A 15,751-nucleotide genomic window follows, 5' to 3' on the forward strand; every position below is an offset into this window, starting at 1 on the left:
ACCAACGTGGAGGCGTCGATGTCGTCGCCCTCCTCGCTGCTGCACTGGACCCGCCGCATGATCGAGATCCGCAAGCAGAACCCCGCGTTCGGGCTGGGCTCGTACACCGAGCTCCAGTCCACGAATCCGGCGGTGCTCGCGTTTCTGCGCGAGGCCCCCTCGACAGAGGAAGGAGGAGACGACCTGGTGCTGTGCGTCCACAACTTCTCCCGCTTCCCCCAGCCGACCGAGCTGGACCTGCGGAGGTTCAGCGGACGCCATCCGGTCGAACTGATCGGCGGGGTGCGGTTCCCGGCCATCGGCGAACTGCCGTACCTGCTGACCCTGGCGGGCCACGGCTTCTACTGGTTCCGGCTCCGCAAGGACGCCGGCCAGCCCTGACCCGGACACCGGGTCCCACAGCCCGGGGCGGGGCGGTTTCTCCCGTCCCGCCCGGGGCACGCATCAGTAACACCCCGCCCATCGCGTGAGCCGAGAGGGCCGGAGCTCCCTCGAGGCGCACCGCACATGGGGAAAGGACGCACGCCATGTCGGAAGCCGTCACCCGCCCCGCGACCGCCAGCACCGGCCTGCTCGCCTCGCTCGACCCCCTGCTGCGCGCCTGGCTGCCCAGACAGCGCTGGTTCGCGGGCAAGGGCCGCCCGGTCACCGGCCTCTCCCTGGTGGCGGCCACCGAACTCCTGCCCCCCGACGGCCCGCTGGGCCTCTATCACCTGATCGTGCGCGTCCATCAGAGCGGGCTGCCGGGCGAGCGGCCACACCCCGGGGACAGCTACCAGTTCCTGATAGGAGCGCGCGAGGCGCTGCCGCCGCGGCTCGCGCCCGCGCTGATCGGCCATGTGCCGACCGGCCCGCTGGCCGGCCGCACGGTGTACGACGCCCTGTACGATCCCCGCCCCGCGGACGTGCTGCTGGAGGCGCTGCGTACCCGGGCCCGGGTCGGCGTGCTGCGCTTCGAGGGCGACCCCGGGCAGGAGATCCGGTCCGGACTGGTACCGCGGCTGGTGACGTCCGAACAGTCCAACTCCTCGGTCGTCTACGGAGATACGTTCATCCTGAAGGTGTTGCGCCGGGTCGTGCCCGGGGTCAACCCCGATCTGGAACTGCCGCTGGCGCTGTCCGGGGAGGGCTGCGCGCGGGTGCCCGCGCCGACGGCGTGGATCCGGGCCGAGCTGGACGACGAGGCGTATGTCCTGGGCGTGCTCCAGCCGTTCGTGCAGGGCGCGGCGGACGGCTGGGAACTGGCCCTGAGCCGGCTGGCCAAGGGTGAGGACTTCACCGCCGAGGCGCATGCGCTGGGCCGGGCCACGGCCGAGGTCCACACGGCGCTCGCCCGCGCGCTGCCCACGGTCACCCTGGGCCGCGCCCAGCTGGAACCGCTGGTCGCCTCCATGCGGGAGCACCTGGACGCCGCCGCCCAGGCGGTGCCGGCGCTGCGCCCGTACGTCCCCGGTCTGCGTTCGGCGTTCGACGCGCTGACCGTCCGGTCCGCCGCGGGCCACACCTGGACCGCCCAGCGCATCCACGGCGATCTGCATCTCGGGCAGTGTCTGCGTTCGGCGTCGGGCCGGTGGTCGCTGATCGACTTCGAGGGCGAGCCCGCGAAGCCGCTGGCCGAGCGGCGGATGCCGCAGCCGACCGTGCGGGACGTCGCGGGCATGCTGCGCTCCTTCGACTACGCCGCCCACTCCGCGAGCCCGCCCGCGCCGGACTGGACACGGACCTGCCGGGACGCCTACTGCGCCGGGTACGCGGAGGCATCCGGGTCAGATCCACGGGGCGAATCGGTGCTTCTGCGTGCCTATGAGACGGACAAGGCGGTTTATGAGGTGGTCTACGAGGCCCGGCACCGCCCCGACTGGCTTCCGGTCCCGCTCTCCGCGGTACGCCGGCTCGCGTCCCCCGACCCGTCCTGACCCCCGCCCACCCCCCGAGACCCTCGCCTAGGAGGCTCCCTCCGTGACCCCCAGCTCCCCGTCCAGCGGCCCGCTCCCGAACGATACGGCCGAGCAGACGGCCGAGGAGAAGATCCCCGCGCAGAAGGCGGCGCCCGTGAAGAAGGCGGCACCGGCCAAGAAGGCGGCGCCCGCCAGGAAGGCCGCGGCCAAGAAGGTCCCGGCGGCCAAGAAGGCGGCGACGTCCGCGGCGAAGAAACCCGCGGCGGCCGCCGCCGGGAAGAAGGCGGCAGCCGAGAAGGTGCCGGCCGCGAAGAAGACGCCGGCCTCGAAGAAGACGCCGGCCGCCAAGAAGACCACCTCCATCACCGCCACCGCCGGGAAGTCGACGGCCGCGGCGAGGAAGACGGCGGCCCCGGCCGCGAAGAAGACGGCGAAGACCGCGGCAAAGAAGTCCCCCGCCGCCGGGAAGCCCGCCGCCGCGCGGAAGCGCGCCCCGGGGAAGGCCCCGGCCGTCGTCGGGCAGGTCGGCCCGCAGGCCGGCCCCTCCCCCTCGATCGCGCTGGACGCGGCCGACCGTGAGCGTCTGCTCGCCGGCACGCATCACGACCCCCACTCGGTCCTCGGCGCGCATCTGCACCCGGAGGGCGTCGTCTTCCGCGCCCTGCGGCCGTTCGCCCTGTCGGTCACCGTCGTCTCCGGCGATCTGCGGGCCGACCTGCACGACGACGGGGACGGCCTGTTCTCGGGGCTGCTGCCGCTGCGGGAGGTTCCCGGGTACCGGCTGCGGGTGACGTACGAGGGGACCGTGCGGGAGGTGGAGGACGCCTACCGGTTCCTGCCCGCGCTCGGTGAGCTGGATCTGCATCTGATCGGCGAGGGCCGCCACGAGGAGCTGTGGAAGGCGCTCGGCGCCGAGCCGATGACGCACCAGGGGGTGACGGGCACCCGGTTCTCGGTGTGGGCGCCGAACGCTCGGGGCGTGCGGGTGGCGGGCGGCTTCAACTACTGGGACGGCACCGGATACCCGATGCGCTCGCTGGGCGGCGCCGGGGTCTGGGAGCTGTTCGTGCCGGAGATCGGCGAGGGCGAGCTGTACAAGTTCGAGATCACCCGCCCCGACGGCTCCCGTTCGCTGCGCGCGGACCCGCTGGCCCGCCGCACCGAGGCGCCGCCGAACACCTCGTCGATCGTGCACACCTCGCGCCACGAGTGGCAGGACGCCGACTGGCTGGCGCGCCGCGGCGAGGTCCCCGTCACCGAGTCCCCGTTCTCGGTCTACGAGGTCCATCTGCCGTCCTGGCGGCCGGGACTGACATACCGACAGCTCGCGGAGCACCTCCCCGCGTATGTGAAGGATCTCGGCTTCACGCATGTGGAGCTGATGCCGATCGCCGAGCATCCCTTCGGCGGCTCGTGGGGCTACCAGGTCACCGGTTTCTACGCGCCCACGGCCCGGCTCGGCACGCCGGACGACTTCAAGTACCTGGTGGACAGGCTGCACCAGGAGGGGATCGGCGTCCTCATGGACTGGGTGCCGGCCCACTTCCCGCGCGACGACTGGGCGCTGGCGGAGTTCGACGGCCGCCCGCTCTACGAGCACGAGGACCCGCTGAAGTCCGCGCACCCCGACTGGGGCACGCTGGAGTTCGACTACGGCCGCCGGGAGGTGCGCAACTTCCTGGTGGCGAACGCCGTGTACTGGTGCGAGGAGTTCCACATCGACGGCCTGCGGGTGGACGCGGTCGCCTCGATGCTCTACCTGGACTATTCGCGCGAGCCCGGGCAGTGGGTGCCGAACGAGCACGGCGGCCGGGAGAACCTGGACGCGGTGGCGTTCCTCCAGGAGATGAACGCCACCGTGTACCGCAGGGCGCCGGGCGTCGTGACGATCGCGGAGGAGTCGACGGCCTGGGACGGCGTCACCCGCGCCACCCACCACAAGGGCCCGAGCGGTTTCGGCGGGCTCGGCTTCGGCCTCAAGTGGAACATGGGCTGGATGCACGACTCCCTGCAGTACATGGGCAAGGAGCCGGTACACCGCAAGTACCACCACCACGACATGACGTTCTCGATGGTGTACGCGTACAGCGAGAACTACGTCCTGCCCATCTCCCACGACGAGGTCGTGCACGGCAAGCGGTCGCTGGTGTCGAAGATGCCGGGCGACTGGTGGCAGCAGCGCGCCGACCACCGGGCCTACCTGGCCTTCATGTGGGCCCACCCGGGCAAGCAACTCCTCTTCATGGGGCAGGAGTTCGCCCAGGGCGCGGAGTGGTCCGAGGCGCACGGCCCCGACTGGTGGCTGCTGGACCCGGCCTACGGGGCCGAGCCGGACCACCGTGGGGTGCGCGACCTGGTCCGTGACCTGAACCACGCCTACCGGGCGGCCCCGGCGCTGTGGCAGCGGGACACCGATCCGGCGGGCTTCCAGTGGATCACCTCGGACGCCGCCGACGACAACGTCCTGGCCTTCCTCCGGCTGGACGCCGAGGGCACCCCGCTGCTGTCGGTCAGCAACTTCTCCCCGGTGGTCCGCCACGACTACCGTCTCGGGGTCCCCGACGACGCCCTCGGCTGGCAGGAGGTCCTCTCCACCGACGCCGCCCGCTACGGCGGCTCCGGCCTCACCCATCCCGACCCCCTCAAGCCCGAGCCCCAGCCCGCCCACGGCCGCCCGGCCAGCGTCCGGCTGACCCTGCCGCCGCTGGCCACGGTCTGGCTGCGCCCGGCCTGACCCCGTCCGGTCCGGCCGGAGCCCTGCCGTTCAGGTGCTCCGGCCGGTCCCGAGGGTCTCGGCGACGGCTCGCGGGAGCCACTGGCGGGCGTTGCCGAAGCGGTAACCGAGTTCGGTGGCCCGGGAGTTGTCCATGCCGTACGCGCGGCGGAAGGACAGCGGGGAGATCTCTCCCACCTCGACCTCCTGGTAGCGGACCTCGCCCCCGGGGAGCCGGGCGGCGACGGCCGCGCACAGGTCGGCGGTGACGAGGGTGCCGTGCGAGGCGGCGTTGACCGGGCCGGTGAAGTCCTGGCCGACCGTCCACTGGAGGAAGTCGGCGATCTCCTCGACGTGGATGTAGGTAGCCGGGCGGTTCTCGGCGGGTACGGCGATGGGCTCACCGGCGCGGATGCGGTCGGCGTAGTGGGCGAGGCGGCCCGTGAAGTCGTCGGCTCCGCCCAGGACATGGGCCACCCGGACGGCCGTGTACGGGAAGGCGGGCCCGGCCGCGAGCACGGCCTCCGCCTGGCGCTTGCCCTCGCCGTACGCGGACTCACGGAACCCCGGCTCGTCCCAGGGGAGTTCGTGGTCCATCCGGACCGTGCGCGGGTCGAGGTCCGACTCGCGCACGAGGCCGAGGGTGTCCTCGTACTCGTAGACCTCGACCGTGGAGGTCATGACGTACCGGCGGGTGCGGCCGGTGAGGACGCGGCGGGCGGCGGCGGCCTGGCGCGGGGTGTAGCAGACCTGGTCGACGACGGCGTCGAAGGTCCGCGGGCCGAGCGCGGCGCGCAGCGCGGCCTCGTCGTCGCGGTCGGCGACGAGATGCGCGGCCCCGGGCGGGGGCGGTGCCGAACCGCGGTTGAGGACGGTGACCCGGTCGCCCGCGGCCAGCAGCCTTTCGATGAGCCGCTTTCCGAAGTACCGGTTGCCGCCGATGACCAATATCTCGCGTGCCGTCACCGCGGCGTCGCCTTCCTCCGGCATTTCCTCACACCCCTTTGCCATGCCCATAATTCTCCCGGCCGTGCACCCGGTCCTGAAGGGGAGAAGATGGGAAATCCGGCGTCCGCACCGAAAGAACCCCGGCGCCCGCGACCCGGCGCCACCGAAACCTCGGTGGCCTTCGACGGGCTGGACCGGCAGATCCTCGGCCTGCTCCAGAGCGACGGCCGGATCAAGCTCAGCGAGCTGGGCCGGCGGGTGCGGCTGAGCCCGGCCGCGGTCACCGAACGGGTGCGGCGCCTCGAGGCGGCGGGCGTGATCACCGGGTACGGCGCCCGGGTCGCCCCCGCCCGGCTCGGCTACGGCATCCAGGCCTTCGTCCGGGTCAACCCGCACGGCGGCTACACCCTCAGACACCCGAGGACCCTGGAGCTGATCGAGCGCCCCGAGATCACCGAGGTCCATCACGTGGTCGGCGAGGACTGCTGGATCCTCAAGGTCGCCGTGCGCGACACCGTCCACCTGGAGGAGGTGCTGGAGGCGGTCTCCGCGCTGGGCCGCACCACCACGTCGATCGTGCTGACCTCTCCGGTGGAACGCAGACCGCTCTTGCCTTGACGTCGGCGTCAGGGCTTACGTTCGTACCCATGCGCATCGGCGAGCTGGCCGCTCGGGCCGGGACCACGACCCGGACGCTGCGGTACTACGAGTCACGGGGCCTGCTGCCCGCACGACGCGGCGGCAACGGGTACCGGACGTACGACGAGAGCGATCTGAAGCTGCTCCGGCAGATCAGGACGCTCCAGGACTTCGGGTTCGACCTGGAGGAGACCCGCCCCTTCGTGGAGTGTCTGCGGGCCGGGCACCCGGAGGGCGACGCCTGCCCGGCGTCGATCGCGGTCTACCGGCGCAAGCTGGACGAACTGGACGCGCTGATCGGCGAGTTGCAGACGGTCCGGGCCGAGATCGGGGTGCGGCTCGCGGGCGCCGGAGGAGAACCACCACTGTGCGAACTGGGAGGGCAGGAGCTGTGATCAGGGCAGCGGGTGTGGCGGAGGTGTCGGACGCGGACTTCGCGGCGGAGGTGATCGGGGCGGATCTGCCGGTGCTGGTGGAGTTCACCGCCGACTGGTGCCCGCCGTGCCGGCAGATGGGGCCGGTGATCGGCGCGCTGGCCGAGGAGACGCGCGAGCGGCTGAAGGTGGTCCAGCTGAACGTGGACACGAGTCCGCAGACGACGAACGCGTACCGGGTGCTGTCCATGCCGACGTTCATGGTCTTCCACGGGGGCGAGCCGGTGAAGGCGATGGTCGGCGCCCGCCCCAAGCGGCGGCTGCTGGAGGAACTCGCCGACGTCCTCTGAAGTGCCGTGACGCGCCCGGAAGACGGGCGGCCTCACGAAGAATCCCCCGGGCAATTGCGTCCGGGGGATTTCTTTGCGTATATTCAAGAGTTCGCGACTTCGAGGGAATTGAGTCGCTGTGAAGTTCGGTGAGCACAGCATATCGGCGCGGGAGTGGAATTGTCAAACAGCGTTGAGAACAGTGACGGAAACAGCGGGGAAATCCGTGCTGAGCAGGAATTCATCGACGGGCTCCACGCCCGTGTCGACGCGCTGCGCGGCGACGCCGAGACCTCCGTCGCCGACGCGCTGGGGCAGGGCGACAAGCCCATGCAGGCCCGCCTGGAGCGGGACATCCTGGTCGCCGAGCGTTCGGGGCTGCTCGCCGCGCTGAACGCCGTGGACGGCTCGCTGTGCTTCGGCCGGATCGACCTCGCGGCCGGCGCCAGCCACCACATCGGACGGATCGGCCTGCGCCGCGACGACGCCGAGCGCACGCCCGTCCTGGTCGACTGGCGCGCGGACGTGGCCCGGCCGTTCTACCTGGCCACCGGGCACACCCCGATGGGGCTGCGCAGGCGGCGCCACATCTCCACCGACGGCCGCCGGGTGACCGCCCTGCACGACGAGTTCCTCGACGTGGGCGACCGGGAGCGGACCGGCCACGAGGACCCGGCCGGCGACGCCGTGCTGCTGGCCGCGCTCGACTCCGCCCGCACCGGCCGGATGAGCGACATCGTGCAGACCATCCAGGCCGAGCAGGACGAGATCATCCGCGCCCCGCACCGGGGCGTGCTCGTGGTCGAGGGCGGGCCCGGCACCGGCAAGACCGCGGTCGCCCTGCACCGGGCGGCCTTCCTCCTCTACGAGCACCGCGAACTGCTCGCCCGCCGGGCCGTGCTGATCGTCGGCCCCAACCCGGCCTTCCTCGGCTACATCGGCGAGGTGCTGCCCGCCCTCGGCGAGACCGGTGTGCTGCTCGCGACCGTCGGCGAGCTGTTCCCCGGTGTGCGGGCGACCGCGGCCGACACCGTCGCGGCCGCGGCGGTGAAGGGCCGTGCCGCCATGGCGGACGTCCTCGCCGAGGTCGTCCGCGACCGGCAGTCACTGCCCGACCCGGTCGTCGCGATCGCGCACGACCGGGAGATCCTGATGCTCGACGACGGCCTGGTCAAGGTCGCCCGCGAGCGGACCCGGGCCGCGCGGCTCCCGCACAACGCGGCCCGCGAGCACTTCGAGGGCCACATCCTGAACACCCTCACCGAGCTGTACGCCGAGCGCGTGGGCACCGACCCGTACGACGGCTCCAGCCTGCTGGACCCCAGCGACGTCACCCAGATCCGCGACGAACTCGCCGAGAACCCCGAAGTCTGGTCGGCGATCGACCAGTTGTGGCCGCGGCTGAACCCGCGGCGGCTCGTCGCGGACTTCCTCGCCGCCCCCGAGGGGTACGTCGGCGACGAGGACGCCGACGCGATCCGCCGCCCGGTGACCCGCGCGTGGACCGTCTCGGACGTGCCGCTGCTGGACGAGGCCGCCGAACTCCTCGGCGAGGACGCCCGGTTCGCGCGGGCGCTGGCGGAACGCGAGCGCGAGACGCAGGTCGCTTACGCGCAGGGCGTGCTGGACGTGTCGTACGCGTCGCGGACGTACGAGTTCGACGACAAGGACGACGAGGACAGCGAGGTGCTGTCGGCGCACGACATCATCGACGCCGAGCGGTTCGCCGAGCGGCAGGAGGAGGACGACCACCGCAGCGCCGCCGAGCGCGCGGCGGCCGACCGGACCTGGGCGTTCGGGCACATCATCGTCGACGAGGCGCAGGAGCTGTCGCCGATGGCCTGGCGGATGCTGATGCGGCGCAGCCCGACCCGCTCGATGACCCTGGTGGGCGACCCGGCCCAGACCGCCGAGGCGGCCGGTGTCGGCTCCTGGCAGGACATCCTCGGGCCGTACGTGGAGGACCGCTGGGAGCACACCCGGCTGGGCGTCAACTACCGTACCCCCGCCGAGATCATGGACCTGGCGGCGGCGGTCGTACGTGCCGAGCGGCCGGACTTCGAGCCGCCGCGCTCGGTGCGCTCCACCGGGGTCCGCCCCTGGATCCGCGCCACGGACGACCTCCCGGCCGCGGTGGCCGCTGCGGTGGCCGAACTGACCCCGGCGGAGGGCCGCCTGGCGGTCGTCGCGCCGCGCGGTCTGCACCGCGGGCTGGCCGCCCGTCTGGACGGCGTCACGGCCGACGGCGAGCCCGACCTCACCCGGGCGGTCGTCCTGCTCGACCCCCGCCAGTCGAAGGGCCTGGAGTTCGACTCGGTGCTCGTGGTCGAGCCGGCGCTGTACGGCACGAGCGACCTTTACGTGGCGCTGACCCGGGCGACGCAGCGGCTGGGTGTGCTGCACACGGGGTCGCTGCCGCGGGGGCTGGCGGAGCTGGTCTGAGGCGGCGGCCGCTCGATCGGGCAGTGCACACGGACGCCCGGCCCCGGTTCAGGCGGGGCCGGGCGTGCGGCGTGCGGCCGCGGGGGCGGCTTGCGGGGCGCGTCGAGGTCCGGCTTCGCCGTCGCCGGGTGCGGCGGCGCCGTGGCCGTTCGCGCAGTTCCCCGCGCCCCTTGAGGCGGCTGCCCCCACGTCGGTCACAGAGCTCGGGGAACCTGGGCGACCCCCACCACCGCCGGGTACGGCCTCGCCGCAGGGGCGCGGGGAACTGCGCGACCAGCCCGGACGGCGCGGGACGGAAAGCCGGGGCCAGCCACGCCCGTCAGCCTCGGCCAGAGGGGTTGGGGCACCGAGGCCGACCCCCACCACCGCCGGGTACGGCCTCGTCCCAGGGGTGCGGGGAACTGCGCGACCAGCCCGGACGGCGCGGGACGGAAAGCCGGGGCCAGCCACGCCGGTCAGGCCTTGGTCAGTTCCGGGTGGGGGTCGGGAAGGGCGTCGGTCGCGGGCGTGGCGGCCGTGTCCTCGTCCAGCAGCGTCTTCTCGTCGAACGGCAGCCGGCCCGCGAGCACCTCGGCGACCCGCTCCTTGTCGATCTCCTTGGTCCAGGTGCCCACCAGCACCGTGGCGACGGCGTTGCCCGCGAAGTTGGTCAGGGCGCGGGCCTCGCTCATGAAGCGGTCGATGCCGACGATCAGGCCGATGCCGTCGACCAGGGCGGGCTTGTGGGACTGCAGGCCGCCGGCCAGCGTGGCCAGGCCCGCGCCGGTGACGCCCGCCGCGCCCTTGGAGGCGACCAGCAGGAAGAGCAGCAGCGGGATCTGCTCGCCGACGGACATCGGCGTGCCCATGGCGTCGGCGATGAACAGCGAGGCCATGGTCATGTAGATCATGGTGCCGTCGAGGTTGAAGGAGTAGCCGGTCGGGACGGTGATGCCGACCACCGGCTTGCTGACGCCGAGGTGCTCCATCTTCGCGATGAGCCGCGGCAGCGCGGACTCCGAGGACGAGGTCGACAGGATCAGCAGGAACTCACGGCCCAGGTACCTGAACAGGGTGAGGACGTTCAGCCCGGCGACGAGCCGCAGCAGCACGCCCAGCACCACGAACACGAACAGGAAGCAGGTGACGTAGAAACCGAGCATCAGCACGGCCAGGCTCTTGAGCGCGTCCAGTCCGGCCGAGCCGGTGACGGCCGCGATGGCGCCGAAGGCACCGACGGGGGCGGCCCACATCACCATCGCGAGGACCCGGAAGACCAGACGCTGGATGTGCTCGACGCCGCGCAGGATCGGCTGCCCGGCCGGGCCCATCGCCTGGAGCGCGAAGCCGACGAGCAGCGCGATCAGCAGCGCCTGGAGCACCTCGCCCCCGGTGAAGGCGGAGACGATCGTGGTGGGGATGATGCCGAGCAGGAACTCGGTGGTGTCCTTGGCCTCCGCCGACACCTGCGCCTGTCCCGTCTCCTTGACCGCGTCGGTGACCGCGAGGCCGGTGCCCGGCTCCAGGATGTTGCCGACCAGCAGGCCGATGGCGAGCGCCACCAGCGACATCGCGAGGAAGTAGGCGAGGGCGATACCGCCCACCGCGCCGACCTTGGCGGCCCTGCGGACCGATCCGATGCCCAGCACGATCGTGCAGAAGATGATCGGCGCGATCATCATCTTGATCAGGTTCACGAACCCGGTGCCGATGGGCTTCAGCTCGACCGCGAAGTCGGGGGCGATCAGACCCACGGTGATTCCGAGGGCGACCGCGACGATCACCGCGATGTAGAGGTAGTGCGTGCGGTCCCGTTTCACTTCGGGTGCCGTTACGGGGGTACTGGCGGCCACGGCTGCCCTCCTTGACGTCTTCGTCGGCATCACCGGCGTGCGGCTCACGTCCGGGGTGGGGGAATGCCGTGACTATCTCCCGGCCTGTGAGGGCGGTCACCCTTCCGTTCATTGAGTTCACGTGCGAGGGCATTTACCGCGCCCTCGGGGGGCGGGGCACACTGACGGCATGCGCCCCCGCCTGCCCAGACCCCGCAGCCTGGCCGGACAGCTCTTCGCCGTCCAGGCCGTGCTGCTCGCCGCCGTGGTCGCGGGATACGCCCTGTTCACCTACGTCAGCGACCGCAGCCAGGCCGAGGAGGCCGCGGGCCGGCAGGTCATGGCGGTGGCCGGGTCGGTGGCCGACTCGCCCTCGGTGCGCGCGGCGATCCGCACCTCCGACCCGACCGCGCGGCTCCAGCGGTACGCGCTGGCCGTGGTGCGGGACGCCGACGTCGACTTCGTCACGATCATGAACCCGCGGGGCATCCGCTGGACCCACCCCGACGAGCGGCAGATAGGCAAACGCTTCCTCGGCCATACCGCACCCGCCCAGCGGGGCCGGGCCTTCACCGAGACGTACACCGGAACGCTCGGCCCCTCCGTGCGCGCGGTCGCCCCCGTCATGGACGGCGGCCGGGTCGTCGGCCTGGTCTCCGCGGGCATCAAGGTCGACGCCATCAGCCGACGGGTGTCCGAGCAGCTCACCGCGCTGATCGGCGTGGCGGCCGGGGCCCTGACGCTGGGCGCGATCGGCACGTACGTCGTCAACGCCAGGCTGCGCCGCCACACCCACGGCATGAACGCCACCGAGCTGAGCCATGTGCACGACTACCACCAGGCCGCGCTGCACGCGGTCCGCGAGGGGCTGCTGATGCTGGACGGGCAGTACCGGGTCGCGCTGGTCAACGACGGCGGGCGGGAGCTGCTCGGGGTGTCCGGGGAGGTGGTCGGCCGTTCGGTGGCGGAGCTCCGGCTGCCCGCGCCGCTGACGGGGGCGCTGCTGTCCTCGGAGCCGCGGGTCGACGAGGTCCATCTGACGGCCGACCGGGTGCTGGTCGTGAACACCTCCCCGGTGTCGGGCGGTGAGCGCCGCGGCACGGTGGTGACGCTGCGGGACGTCACCGAACTCCAGTCGCTGACGGGCGAGCTGGACTCCGAGCGCGGCTTCACCCAGGCGCTGCGCTCCCAGGCGCACGAGGCCGCGAACCGGCTGCACACGGTGGTGTCGCTGATCGAACTGGGCCGGGCGCAGGAGGCCGTGGAGTTCGCCACGGCCGAGCTGGAGCTGGCCCAGACGCTGACCGACCAGGTGGTCGCCGCGGTGAGCGAGCCGGTGCTGGCCGCGCTGCTGCTGGGCAAGACCGCGCAGGCGAACGAGCGGGGTGTGGAGCTGGTGGTGTCGCAGGAGGGCGGCCTGGACGACGGGCTGCTGCCGGAGTCGTTGCCGGCGCGGGACCTGGTGACGATCCTGGGCAACCTGATCGACAACGCGGTGGACGCGGCGCAGGGCAGTGTGCGGGCGCGGGTGACGGTGGCGGCCCGCACGGAGGGTTCCTCGGCGTTGGTGCTGCGGGTCACGGACACGGGCGAGGGCGTGGACGCCGCGCACTCCGAGCTCCTCTTCCAGCGCGGCTACTCGACCAAGCCGGCCGGGCCGGGCGGCCGTGGCCTGGGGCTGGCCCTGGTACGGCAGGCCGTGCAGCGCCACGAGGGGACCCTGGCCGTCACCGGGGCGGCGGGCGGCGGGGCGTCGTTCGAGGTACGGCTGCCGCTGCGGGCCGCGACGCTGGACGGGGGCAGGTCATGAGTGCCGACGGGGTCGGTGGGCGAGGGCCGGCCGTGGGCGGGTCCGAGCCCATTCGGGTGCTGGTCGTGGAGGACGACCCGGTCGCCGCCGACGCGCATGTGCTGTACGTGGGGCGGGTGCCGGGGTTCGTCGCCGTCGGCAAGGCGCACACCGGCGCGGAGGCCCGTCGGACGCTGGAGCGCACCGCCGTCGACCTGCTGCTCCTGGACCTGCACCTGCCGGACGTCCACGGGCTGCAGCTGGCCCGCTCCCTGCGGGCGGCCGGGTACCACGCCGACGTCATAGCGGTGACCTCGGCGCGGGACCTGGCCGTGGTGCGGGAGGGGGTGTCGCTGGGGGTCGTGCAGTACGTCCTGAAGCCGTTCACCTTCGCGACCCTGCGCGACCGCCTGGTCCGCTACGCCGAGTTCCGGGGCGCGGCGGGCGAGGCCAGCGGCCAGGACGAGGTGGACCGCGCCCTGGCCGCCCTGCGCGCCCCGGGCCCCGCGGCCCTCCCGAAGGGGCTGAGCGCCCCGACGCTGGAACGGGTGACGGTCGCGCTGCGGGAGGCCGGGGAGGGACTCACGGCCGCGGGGGTCGCGGAGACGGTGGGGATCTCCCGGATCACCGCGCGGCGGTACCTGGAGCACTTGGTGGAGGCGGGACGGGCCGGCCGGAGCCCCTTGTACGGGCAGGTGGGGCGGCCGGAGTTGGTGTATCGGTGGGGGCGGGGGCGTTAGGCGGGGGTAGGGCGGCGGCTTGGTCTCGGGCGTCCGCAGCTTCGTCGCGGGCGTTGGCACGGGTAAAGGCGTCGGCGGCCCGAGCGAGCGCCCGCGCGGAAGCACCCGCGTCGAGAGCGAGAAGCCTCGCCAGTTCCGTCACGGCCCGAAGTCCGGCGTCCCCGCCCGCGCCTTCGGCCAGGGCAGCTGGTAACGCCACGTTCATGGACACCAACGGTACGACGTCAGGCCGGAGTCAGCGCCGGTCCCGCCGGCCTGGTGTAGAGCACGACCTGCACCCCGAGTCCGCAGACGGCCAGCGCCTCCACCACCGACAGCCCGAGCATCAGCCCTCCGCCGTCCCCGCTCGCCCAGAACACCACGAGCGCGGCGAGCGGCACCGCGCAGAACGCGACCAGGTCCACCACGCACTGGATGGCCTTGCGGGAGCGCCGCCGCGCGTCGCGCCGGTGGAAGGACTCCCAGCCGAAGGTGGAGAAGTCGGTGCCCGACGCGGCGGCTTGAGCGAGCCGAGGCCCCAGCTCATCGCGCACGTACAGCCCGATCGCCGAGATCTTCTCGTCGTTGACGAGGTACGTCCATCCCAGCACGACGCACACCGGCGGCAGCGCGAGCAGCATCGCGGGCTCCTTGGCCTGCGCGGCGGCGGCGATGACGGCGGCCACGACCGCGAGGGTGACGTACAGCAGGTTGTCCCGGAACCCGATCCGCGTCTTCTGCTCGTCCTTGACGGTCTGGTACTCGGCGAGCAGCAAATGCCCTACGGTGACGCCCTGTTCTGACACGTGGTCCCCTCCCCCGACGCCGCCCGGCCTCCAGGCACGCCGCCCCACCGTAGCCGCAGCACGCGCGTGCGATCACCGCCCCACCATGCTTCCCGGCCTCGGTGAGCCTCGGGACAGGACAGAAAGCGCTCAGGATCTTGCCGACCAGCTGGAGGACAATCGGCAGGATAGGCAGCATGAGCGAACCTACCGGCAAGTACTCGATCACCATGCCGCGTGACATCGCCGAGGCCGCCAAGGCCCGCAGCGGCCCGTCCGGTCTGTCCGCCTACGTGGCGGCGGCCGTCGCCCGCCAGATCGAACGAGACAACCTCAACGAACTCATCGCCGCCGCCGACGCCTGCACCCGCGCCAACGCACCCGCCGAAGCAGCAGATGCCCGCGCCCAAGCCGCCGCCCTCCCCGAACACTCCCCGCCCCCTGTCAAGGGGTAACCCTCAAGTAACCCCCCGTACAACAAAGACCGTACGTTCGTACAATGCGTGATTGTGTCCGAACAGCCCGTAGTCATCACACCCCCCGCACCCCTACCTTGTCGACCCGTGCACCGATCCACGGCTCAACCGAACCACCCCGGCCCCCCGTTCAACGCGCCAGCCGCCCGCAGACTGAGGGCGGGGCTCGGGATGGGGCCGGAGCACGTCGCGTACGGACTGCGCGCCTCGTACGGGCTCCCCTATGTGACGCCGGACCTCGTCATCGCCTGGGAGCGCGGGGCGCTCACCCCGACCAGCCCCGAACTCACCGCGCTCGCGGGAGTGCTGTGGTGTTCGCCGGGTGAACTGATAGGGCGGCCGCGGACGTTGCGCGAGCACCGGATCGCGCGGGGCCTGGCGCCCGAGGACGTCGCGCGGGCGGTCGGGCACGACCTCGACTCGTATCTGCGGATGGAGGACACCGGGCAGTGGCGCGGCTCCGACCGGCAGGCCGCCGCGCTCGCGGACACGCTGGAGCTCGCGCTGCCCGACCTGGTGACGGTCACCGGACGCGAGGCCAGGCTCGCGGAACTGTTGCGCAGCGCGGTCGCCACCCGCTGGCAGGGCCAGGTCCGCCCGCTGGGCAAGATCGTGCCCCTGGACCGCGGCAGGCTGGAGCACGCGCTCCAGACGCTGTACCAGGAGTACCAGGGGCAGATGGTGGCCACCCTCAGCTGGGGCGGCGGCAACGCGGCCGACGACTCACGGGACGCCGGCCGCGACTACCTCGAGCGGATCGTGGAGCACTTCTGGGCGGCGGTCGAGGGCGGGTCGACGTACCGGTGACGAGGCCGCCGCCGCGGCCTC

General features: G+C 72.7%; 14 protein-coding genes. 11 read left to right on the forward strand and 3 right to left on the reverse strand.

Annotated features, from left to right (window positions below; all coding sequences use genetic code 11):
- The 3 genes from ACFYR0_RS29095 to glgB all read left to right on the forward strand — a co-directional run.
- On the forward strand, positions 1 to 381 hold a 381-nt coding region (locus ACFYR0_RS29095), incomplete at its 5' end, for an alpha-glucosidase C-terminal domain-containing protein (protein WP_389334414.1).
- 146 nt (positions 382 to 527) lie between these two features.
- Positions 528 to 1,916: a maltokinase gene (locus ACFYR0_RS29100; RefSeq protein ID WP_389334417.1), complete on the forward strand. Its 1,389-nt coding sequence runs from the start codon at positions 528 to 530 to the stop codon at positions 1,914 to 1,916.
- 43 nt (positions 1,917 to 1,959) lie between these two features.
- Positions 1,960 to 4,632 carry a 1,4-alpha-glucan branching enzyme gene (glgB, locus tag ACFYR0_RS29105; protein WP_389334420.1) on the forward strand — a complete coding sequence of 891 codons (2,673 nt, stop codon included), beginning with the start codon at positions 1,960 to 1,962 and terminating at the stop codon, positions 4,630 to 4,632.
- 30 nt (positions 4,633 to 4,662) lie between these two features.
- Here glgB and ACFYR0_RS29110 read toward each other — a convergent pair whose 3' ends face one another.
- A complete protein-coding gene (locus ACFYR0_RS29110; protein WP_389334423.1) occupies positions 4,663 to 5,601 on the reverse strand; it encodes an NAD-dependent epimerase/dehydratase family protein in 939 nt (312 codons plus the stop codon).
- Positions 5,602 to 5,733: 132 nt separating this feature from the next.
- Here ACFYR0_RS29110 and ACFYR0_RS29115 point away from each other — a divergent pair, with 132 nt between their 5' ends.
- The 4 genes from ACFYR0_RS29115 to ACFYR0_RS29130 all read left to right on the forward strand — a co-directional run bounded on the left by ACFYR0_RS29115 (position 5,734) and on the right by ACFYR0_RS29130 (position 9,343).
- The gene (locus ACFYR0_RS29115; protein ID WP_389334426.1) at positions 5,734 to 6,177 is read left to right on the forward strand and encodes an Lrp/AsnC family transcriptional regulator; all 444 of its coding nucleotides are present in this window, start codon (positions 5,734 to 5,736) and stop codon (positions 6,175 to 6,177) included.
- 29 nt (positions 6,178 to 6,206) lie between these two features.
- Entirely contained in the window at positions 6,207 to 6,593 is a 387-nt protein-coding gene (locus ACFYR0_RS29120) for a MerR family transcriptional regulator (protein WP_389334429.1), read from the forward strand.
- Positions 6,590 to 6,922: a thioredoxin family protein gene (locus ACFYR0_RS29125; protein WP_389334432.1), complete on the forward strand. Its 333-nt coding sequence runs from the start codon at positions 6,590 to 6,592 to the stop codon at positions 6,920 to 6,922. The genes ACFYR0_RS29120 and ACFYR0_RS29125 overlap by 4 nt, the downstream gene beginning before the upstream one ends.
- 201 nt (positions 6,923 to 7,123) lie before the next feature.
- Positions 7,124 to 9,343 carry a HelD family protein gene (locus tag ACFYR0_RS29130; protein WP_389334740.1) on the forward strand — a complete coding sequence of 740 codons (2,220 nt, stop codon included), beginning with the start codon at positions 7,124 to 7,126 and terminating at the stop codon, positions 9,341 to 9,343.
- A gap of 455 nt (positions 9,344 to 9,798) precedes the next feature.
- Here the strand turns inward: ACFYR0_RS29130 and ACFYR0_RS29135 are convergent, their stop codons facing one another.
- Positions 9,799 to 11,205: a cation:dicarboxylate symporter family transporter gene (locus tag ACFYR0_RS29135; RefSeq protein ID WP_389334743.1), complete on the reverse strand. Its 1,407-nt coding sequence runs from the start codon at positions 11,203 to 11,205 to the stop codon at positions 9,799 to 9,801.
- A 139-nt stretch (positions 11,206 to 11,344) separates the two neighbouring features.
- Between ACFYR0_RS29135 and ACFYR0_RS29140 the strand changes: the two genes are divergently transcribed.
- Both ACFYR0_RS29140 and ACFYR0_RS29145 read left to right on the forward strand, forming a co-directional pair.
- Positions 11,345 to 12,964 carry an ATP-binding protein gene (locus tag ACFYR0_RS29140; protein ID WP_389334435.1) on the forward strand — a complete coding sequence of 540 codons (1,620 nt, stop codon included), beginning with the start codon at positions 11,345 to 11,347 and terminating at the stop codon, positions 12,962 to 12,964.
- Complete coding sequence (locus ACFYR0_RS29145) at positions 12,961 to 13,683, forward strand: response regulator (protein WP_389334438.1); 723 nt, start codon at positions 12,961 to 12,963, stop codon at positions 13,681 to 13,683. The genes ACFYR0_RS29140 and ACFYR0_RS29145 overlap by 4 nt, the downstream gene beginning before the upstream one ends.
- Positions 13,684 to 13,907: 224 nt before the next feature.
- Here ACFYR0_RS29145 and ACFYR0_RS29150 read toward each other — a convergent pair whose 3' ends face one another.
- On the reverse strand, positions 13,908 to 14,468 hold the full coding sequence (locus ACFYR0_RS29150) for a hypothetical protein (RefSeq protein WP_389334441.1): 561 nt from the start codon (positions 14,466 to 14,468) through the stop codon (positions 13,908 to 13,910).
- A 176-nt stretch (positions 14,469 to 14,644) separates the two neighbouring features.
- Between ACFYR0_RS29150 and ACFYR0_RS29155 the strand changes: the two genes are divergently transcribed.
- Complete coding sequence (locus ACFYR0_RS29155; protein ID WP_389334444.1) at positions 14,645 to 14,902, forward strand: CopG family transcriptional regulator; 258 nt, start codon at positions 14,645 to 14,647, stop codon at positions 14,900 to 14,902.
- A 192-nt stretch (positions 14,903 to 15,094) separates the two neighbouring features.
- Positions 15,095 to 15,730 (forward strand): helix-turn-helix domain-containing protein, encoded by a 636-nt coding sequence (locus ACFYR0_RS29160; protein WP_389334447.1) that lies wholly within the window; start codon positions 15,095 to 15,097, stop codon positions 15,728 to 15,730.
- Positions 15,731 to 15,751: the final 21 nt, after the last annotated feature.

It is taken from the genome of Streptomyces sp. NPDC005017 (assembly GCF_042873115.1).
Taxonomy (GTDB): Bacteria; Actinomycetota; Actinomycetes; order Streptomycetales; family Streptomycetaceae; genus Streptomyces.